Origin of the sequence: Rubrivirga sp., assembly GCF_049648075.1 — a bacterium.
GTDB lineage: Bacteria > Bacteroidota > Rhodothermia > Rhodothermales > Rubricoccaceae > Rubrivirga.
The window spans coordinates 1-6,822 of record NZ_JBARYR010000541.1 but is presented as its reverse complement, the minus strand read 5'-3'; the positions used below and the strand labels follow the sequence as shown (position 1 = coordinate 6,822).

Sequence of the window (6,822 nt, the reverse complement as noted above, 5' to 3'; positions counted from 1 at the left end):
GCAAGGCCGGCGCCCCGAAAGGACCTGACCTCGTGCAGCGCGAGTTCGTCGCCGACCGGCCCGACGCGCTCTGGGTGGCCGACATCACATACGTCCCGACCGGGAGCGGATTCCTCTACCTCGCCGTCGTGCTCGACGTGTTCAGCCGGCGGATCGTGGGGTGGGCGATGGCCGGGCACCTCCGGACGGAGCTCGTGCTGGCGGCCCTCGACATGGCCGTGGCCCAACGGAAGCCCACGGGCGTCGTGCACCACTCGGATCACGGGTGCCAATACACGTCTCTGGCCTTCGGCGCCCGGTGCCGCGAGGCCGGCGTCCGCCCGTCGCTGGGAAGCGTCGGCGACTGCTTCGACAACGCGATGTGCGAGAGCTTCTTCGCCACGCTCGAATGCGAGCTCATCGACCGGCGCCGGTTCGCCACGAAGGCCGAGGCGCGGATGGCGCTCTTCCACTTCATCGAGGGGTGGTACAACCCGCGTCGGCGCCACTCCGCGCTCGGCTACGACTCGCCCATCACGCACGAGCAGAAGCACCACGAGGCGCTCGCCGCCTCATACTCCTAAACTGTCTGCCGTACCGGGTTCACTCCAGCCGCGCCGGACGCAGCCAAACCGACGCCGGCCGAGACCCTCCTCGACGAGGTCTTCGACTTTGGTCGGTACAACCTCTACGGCGCCTTCGACTGTGTGGGGACAGCGTCCGAGTTCGAACGGCTCGTCGGCGTACTGAGAGCGGGGGGCGTGAGGGTGCCGCCGATCTCGTCACCTGACCGCTGGTAGACCGCGCCGCCGCAAGCTGACGAAGCGCGTCAGCGTTCTCGGCTCGTCCGAGCGTCGGCCCTGCTCTCGCTTCGTACCGCCACCGTACCCCCAGCCCGTCGCGGTTAAGCGGCCTTCTTGTTCTGCCGCGCTCTCAACGAGATTGATGAAAGTGACTCCGCGAACGTGGTTTAGGCTTTCGGCCCTCCACCTCATCGTTCTTCTGGCAGTCGCCGCCTTCGAGTTCCAGCTAACCGAATACAAGGCTGAGAAAGCTTACGCTGAACTCGCCGTCACACACCCGGAACGTGCGGGACTGATCAGCATCGACATCGGGGGTACAGCCTTCACCTACCACGGGGTGCTCGTGCTGGCAGCCCCAGTGTCGTACCTCGCTATCCCGGTTGAGGACTGGGTCTCAGGCTGGTGGGGTCCGAACACCCTCGCGGGCTGGGTGGCGAGCTTGGTGGTGATCGCGGTCTTCGTTCAGGCGAACAGCCTTCTGTGGGGGTTCCTGATGGCTGCAGGCCGCTGGTTCTTTCTCCGTAGGCTCAAGTAGGAGCCAGTCACATGGGTGAGAGATCAGACCGGCCACATAGGTAACACGGGCGGAACTCAGTGTAGGTCTTGAACTGGTGGTCCCGCTCGGCCTCCCTCAGCAACGCGTTTACCGACGAGTACGAGGCGGCAAAGACCGCGAATCGCACCGTCCTCGAGGTCACGCCACCGCTGGCGCCTCGGCACCGCACGACCAGCAGGTCGCGAACTGGCCCTCGACGGACTCGCCGCAGCCGCACGTCCACCCGTCCGGGTTCGGCCCGTCCGTGATGAACGTCTGGACGATCGGGGCGGCGCGGTCGACCTCGAGGTCGGGGACCCAGACCTCGATCCAGCACTCGAGCGGCGGGATCTCGCCGACGAACGCGGCGCGCGTCTCGCCGCGGACCTCCGCCCGAAGCCCCTCGCCCTCGAGGGCGTGCCGGACGAGGTGCGCGACGGGCGCGTTCGGGGTGCTGTAGACGCGGGTCATGGCCGTAGAAGGCGGTGTCTCATCTGAACGGTCCAGCCTCTCTGACGTTGCGGAGCGCTCGGGATAGGGCGCGAGGGTGTCCGGCGCGAATCCCGTCGCGATCACAGACAGGACAGTTAAGAGTCGAGGCATCGGGACACCAGAAGGAGAGAGGGCTTACGTCTCACGCGGCCATCGGTTGGCGCGCTTACCCTGCTGCGCCAGCCGTGCCGTCTCGTGGACCCGCTTGGCCCGCGTCGTATCCCGCTTGGCGTTCAGGACCCACTCCAGGATGCCCCGTCGCGTCGAGGGCGGGAATCCGTCCCACTCCTCTCGTGCCGGAGGCGCGGCCTCGAGGGCGGACGCGAGATCGGGTGGTACGATCAGGTTCTCGACGTCCTCGAGGACGGCCCAGGTGCCGTCGGCCTTGGCGCGGTCGATGGCGGCCTGGCCTGCCGCGGTCATCTGCCCGGCCTCGATCATGCGCTCGGCGCGAGTCTTGCTGAGCCTAGACCAGTTGCTCCCCGATTTTCGAGGCGAGACGTACAGCAGCGACCGCTCGCCGTCGAGCTTGCGCGGCACGCTGTCGATCCAGCCGAACGCGATGGCCTCCTCCACGACATCGTCCCACGTCACCGTCGGTTTGCCGGTCGCCTTTTTGTAGCGGACGAGCCACACGCCGTCGTCCTCGAGGGAATGCTCGCGCAGCCACGCGCGCCACTCCGCCCGGGAGAGCGGGTGGACGTGGCGTTCGGGAAGATCAGGCATGGCTAGAACGAGACGGTCGCCGCGACGGCGTGGTGGTCCGACGGGAGGCGCGGGTTGTCCGTCCCCAGCACGTCGCCGACGGTGCGGTCGAGCGTTTCGACCTCGAGGACGCGGGCGCCCCGGACGAACACGTAGTCGATGCGCCGCTCGTTCGTCGCGCGCCCGAAGGCGTTCCAGGTCCCAGCGCTGCCCACCGGCCGCGTCTCCGAGACGAGCCACGCGTCCTCGAGGTCGGCGAGCGCTGCGTAGGCGTCGGTGTCGGGCGTCGTGTTGAGGTCGCCCATGACGACGAGCGGCGCCCCGCCGGCCAACTCCGGTGCTCGTCGGGCGAGTAGGGCCGCGCTCTCGCGCCGTGCCTCCACGCCGACGTGGTCGAAGTGCGTGTTCACCACGACCAGCGGCCTCGAGGTCGCCCGATCCCGAAGCCGTGTCCACGTCGCGATGCGTGTGATCGCCGCGTCCCAGCCCACGCTGCCCGGCACCTGGGGCGTCGGCGAGAGCCAGAACGTGCCGCCATCCTCGAGGTCGAACCGGTCCGTGCGGTACAGGACCGCGCTCTGTTCGCCGCCGCCGTCCGCGTCGCGCCCGATGCCGAACCGCTCGAACATCGGGAGCCGCTCATCGAGGACGGCCACCATCTCCGGCGTCGCCTCCTGAATCCCGACGATGTCGGCCTCGAGGATGGTCGCGACGACGGCGTCGGTGCGGTTCGGCCACGCGTCTGGTCCGTCCGACGCGACATCCAGGCGGATGTTGAACGTCATGACGCGGGCCGTCGCGGACGGCTCGGCCACGCGCGGTGCCGAACTGCACGATGCGAGGGCGACGGCAAGAAGCAGCGGGGCAGCGCGGAGCATCTAGACGTCGTTGACTTCGATCCAGTGGCCGTCTGGGTCTTGGACATAGATCTGCCGGATCCCGTCCGGGCGGAGGCTGATCGTGGACGCCTCGCCGGGCCAGTCCGAGTACGGCACGCCGAGCTCTTCCACGCGAGCGACGACGGCGTCGAGGTCGGTGACGCGGAAGGCGAAGTGGATGGCCTTGTTGGTCGGCGGCACCTCGCCGTCGAAGTTGATCAGGTGGAGCTCGGCGTCGCCCAGGTCCAGCCATCGGATGACCGTCGGGTCGCCCGGCGCGGGCTTCTCTGGGATCCCGAACACCGACGTGTAGAACTCGACGCTCGCACCGAGGTCGGCGACGTGCAACGCCGTGTGGTCGAGTTCGACGGCGGGCCGGGCGGTGTCCGTCGAGGCACACGCCGACAGGAGAAGGGCAGCGGAAAGGGCGAGGAGACGAGACATGACGGCGGGGGAGACGCCGGAGTCTACGCCGTCCTCGAGGGCGGGACTCCCTGAAGAGGTCCGGTGCCCGGGTCGCCTGCGGTCTCCCGTCCTCGAGGCCGCGCTACGCCGCGCGGGCGCCGATCCCGGCGGCTCCGAAGCGCTGGAGCCAGAACACCAACACGTCGTCCTCGAACTGGGGGTCCTGGCTGCGCTGCAAGAGCCACGAGAGCAGCGCGTGAACCGGCTGCTGCGCGCCCAGGGCGGATTGGGCCGCGAGCGCGACGCCGGCCTCGCCCATCATGGCGCCGCTCCGAGCGACCTGCTCGTTGAGGCCGTCCGTGTAGCAGAGCAGCGCCGAGTCCGGTGGGATGTCGAGCGAGCGGTCCTCGTACTGCGTGTACGGGTCCAGGCCCAGGATCAGGTCGGAGTGCTCGACCAGGCCGGGGCCATCGGGCGTGACCAGAATCGGGCGGCAGTGGCCCGCGTTCGAGAACACGATGCGGTTGTTGCCGGGCTCCCACCGGATCAGCAGGAGCGAGGCGAACGTCTCCTCCAAGACGGCGTCCTGGATCAGCATCTCGTTGACCCGCTGCATCAAGCGGGCCGGGCTCACGGTCTCGCGCAGCATCGCGTGGATCGTGCTGCGGATGTAGCTCAGGAAGCTGAAGGCGTAGAACTTGGCCTGTAAGCCCTTGCCCATGATGTCGCCGACGGTGAACAGGTACGAGCCGTCCTCGCCGCGCGTCCAGTCGAACAGGTCGCCGCCACCGTCTTCCTTGGGGCGGGAAAAGAAGACCGTCCGGTAGCCGTCCTCGACGGGCATCTCCTTGGGCAAGAGCCGGTCTGAGAAGTCGCGGCCGATCTTGGCGTTGAGCTTCGACTGGTACAGCTGGCTCCGCTGCACGATCTGCCCGATCCGCGAGATCAGCCGGTCCACGTCGAACGGCTTCGTCAGGTAGTCGTCGATCCCTTTCTTGAGACCCTTCTGGCGGCTCAGGTCGTCGGACTTGGCGGTCAGGAAGATGAACGGGACCGTCTGGGTGGCCGGGTCGCTGCGAAGCGCGGCCAGGAGCGCGAACCCGTCCATGATCGGCATCATGATGTCGGACACGATCAGGTCCGGCGTGCGGACCTCGACGGCCTCGAGGGCGCGCTGGCCGTTCTCGGCCACGGCCACGTCGTAGACCTTGCCCAGCCGGTATTCCAAGAGCCGCCGGAGCGTCTTGTTGTCTTCGACGATGAGGACGTGGGGCCGAGTGCTCACGGGGTGCTCGCGCGGGGCGCGGAGGGATCAGACGTGCCGGAAGGGGCGAACATCAGGTCGTCGGCGTCCGGTAGCTTGTCTGCATCGTGGAAAAGGGGGGCGAGGTCGCCCTGGACCGGGTCATGAAGCACGAACGAGACGCGCTGGCTGGCGCGGTGGCTGGCGGGGCGGTAGGACAGCTCTTCGGCGCAGGTCACCAACATCAATAGGCCTCGACCTCGCTCGGACGGGCTGGGCGCCTCGAGGATGGCCTTCTGCTCCTCGACCTGGCCGGCAAAGTCGAACCCCAGCGACGAGTCCTCGATGGTGCACCGGACCTCGTCCGCGAGGGGCTCGACCTCGACGGTGATCCGGCGGTCGTCCTGGAAGGTGGCGTGCTGGAGCAGGTTCGCGACCCACTCGTGGACCATCAGCCGCATCACGTACACGCCCTCCGTCCCGATCGCGCTCGTGAAAGCGCCGGTCTCGTCCCACTCGTCGAACAGCTCGTGGAGCTGGTCGATCGCGTGGTCGAAGTCGGTGAACGTGGTGGACGGCATGGGTCCGTCGTGGAGCATCAGGCGCACGGCGCCTACGCGGTGCCGGTCGGGCGCTGGGGGATCTGCGGCGCGGCGGCGGCAGCGGTGTGGGCCTCGAGGGCGGCCTCGACGGTCGGGAACTGGCGGAACACCTTGTAGGTGCGCGTCAGCTGCACGACGACCTGGACGGGACGGCTCACCGACGCGAACACCACCTTGCCGCCCGCGGGCGTCAGTTGGCGGTACAGCGAGAAGATGACGCCGAGACCGGTCGAGTCCAAGATGCCGGTCCCCGTAAAGTCGAGGACGAAGTAGCGGGTGCCCTGACGGGCGTGCTCTTGGCAGGACGTCTTAAAGTCGGCGGCGTTGCGGAAGTCGAGGGCCTTACCGACGCGAACGACGGCAGCGGAGGCGGAAGCCTTTTGAAACGTAAAGCTCATAGGAGGAGCCGAGGGGCGGGTAGGGTCGCGGCGTGCCGGAGTGGTCGCACGGTGACCCCTGCGACAGATATCATACCAACTGGGACTCGCGAGAGGTGTGAGACGTCAAATGGACGCGACACCGTGCGAAATCATAGGTGGGCGGCGTTGAGAGGCCGTGTCGTGCTCCTCGCAGCCAGGAGGGGTATCGACGGGCCGGAACGATCCGTAACCCTGACCGGCAGATTCGTCCGACTGCGGCCTCCCGGCTGGCACCTCTAGCTTCCCGCCGTGCGCACGCTCCCCGTCCTGCTCCTCGGCCTGCTCGTCCTCGAGGGGTGCACGCGCCGCGCCGTCGAAGGACTGCCGCCGGGGACGACCGTCGAGGACCTGCCGGATGCCGAGAGCTGGAACGTCCGCCTGCGCTCCAGCGCCGACGGGATGCCGACGACGGAGATCGAGGCGCCGTACCTCGCCCGGTTCACGACCGACACCCAGTACGTCTACCTCGGCCCCGCTCCCGGCGACACCGCGGGCGTCCCGGTCGAGCTCCGCCTGTTTGATGACGACGGCGCGCGCCGCGGCTCGGTCCGCGCCCTCGAGGTCTGGCTCTTCGAGGACGGTGCCCGCGTCGTGGCGAGCGGGAACGCGCGGGCCTCGATCGCTGGCAGCGACGGCGCGACGATCCAGGCCGACCGCGTCGAACTCGAGGGCGAGCGCGTCCAAGCGACGGGGCAGGTACAGGCCGAGGTGTCCGGGGCCTCGGTCCGGGCGCCGAGCTTGACGCTGGCGGAGGACGGCGC

At 68.6% G+C, this 6,822-nt stretch carries 10 protein-coding genes; 3 read left to right on the top strand and 7 right to left on the bottom strand.

The window, feature by feature from the left end:
• On the top strand, positions 1-563 hold a 563-nt coding region (locus WBA11_RS15125), incomplete at its 5' end, for an IS3 family transposase (RefSeq protein ID WP_424521495.1).
• A gap of 361 nt (positions 564-924) precedes the next feature.
• A complete protein-coding gene (locus WBA11_RS15120; RefSeq protein ID WP_424521494.1) occupies positions 925-1,317 on the top strand; it encodes a hypothetical protein in 393 nt (130 codons plus the stop codon).
• A gap of 159 nt (positions 1,318-1,476) precedes the next feature.
• Here the strand turns inward: WBA11_RS15120 and WBA11_RS15115 are convergent, their stop codons facing one another.
• From WBA11_RS15115 to WBA11_RS15085, 7 genes are all read right to left on the bottom strand, one after another.
• Complete coding sequence (locus WBA11_RS15115) at positions 1,477-1,788, bottom strand: DUF2007 domain-containing protein (protein WP_424521493.1); 312 nt, start codon at positions 1,786-1,788, stop codon at positions 1,477-1,479.
• Positions 1,789-1,944: 156 nt separating this feature from the next.
• Positions 1,945-2,535 carry a YdeI/OmpD-associated family protein gene (locus WBA11_RS15110; RefSeq protein WP_424521492.1) on the bottom strand — a complete coding sequence of 197 codons (591 nt, stop codon included), beginning with the start codon at positions 2,533-2,535 and terminating at the stop codon, positions 1,945-1,947.
• A gap of 2 nt (positions 2,536-2,537) precedes the next feature.
• A complete protein-coding gene (locus WBA11_RS15105) occupies positions 2,538-3,392 on the bottom strand; it encodes an endonuclease/exonuclease/phosphatase family protein (protein WP_424521491.1) in 855 nt (284 codons plus the stop codon).
• Positions 3,393-3,836 (bottom strand): VOC family protein, encoded by a 444-nt coding sequence (locus WBA11_RS15100; RefSeq protein ID WP_424521490.1) that lies wholly within the window; start codon positions 3,834-3,836, stop codon positions 3,393-3,395.
• 103 nt (positions 3,837-3,939) lie between these two features.
• On the bottom strand, positions 3,940-5,082 hold the full coding sequence (locus WBA11_RS15095; protein WP_424521489.1) for a PP2C family protein-serine/threonine phosphatase: 1,143 nt from the start codon (positions 5,080-5,082) through the stop codon (positions 3,940-3,942).
• On the bottom strand, positions 5,079-5,621 hold the full coding sequence (locus WBA11_RS15090; protein WP_424521488.1) for an ATP-binding protein: 543 nt from the start codon (positions 5,619-5,621) through the stop codon (positions 5,079-5,081). Before WBA11_RS15090 ends, WBA11_RS15095 begins: the two co-directional genes overlap by 4 nt.
• 32 nt (positions 5,622-5,653) lie before the next feature.
• Positions 5,654-6,040 carry an STAS domain-containing protein gene (locus WBA11_RS15085; RefSeq protein ID WP_424521487.1) on the bottom strand — a complete coding sequence of 129 codons (387 nt, stop codon included), beginning with the start codon at positions 6,038-6,040 and terminating at the stop codon, positions 5,654-5,656.
• A 270-nt stretch (positions 6,041-6,310) separates the two neighbouring features.
• On the opposite strand from WBA11_RS15085, the gene WBA11_RS15080 reads away from it, so the two are divergent.
• On the top strand, positions 6,311-6,822 hold a 512-nt coding region (locus WBA11_RS15080; RefSeq protein ID WP_424521486.1), incomplete at its 3' end, for a hypothetical protein.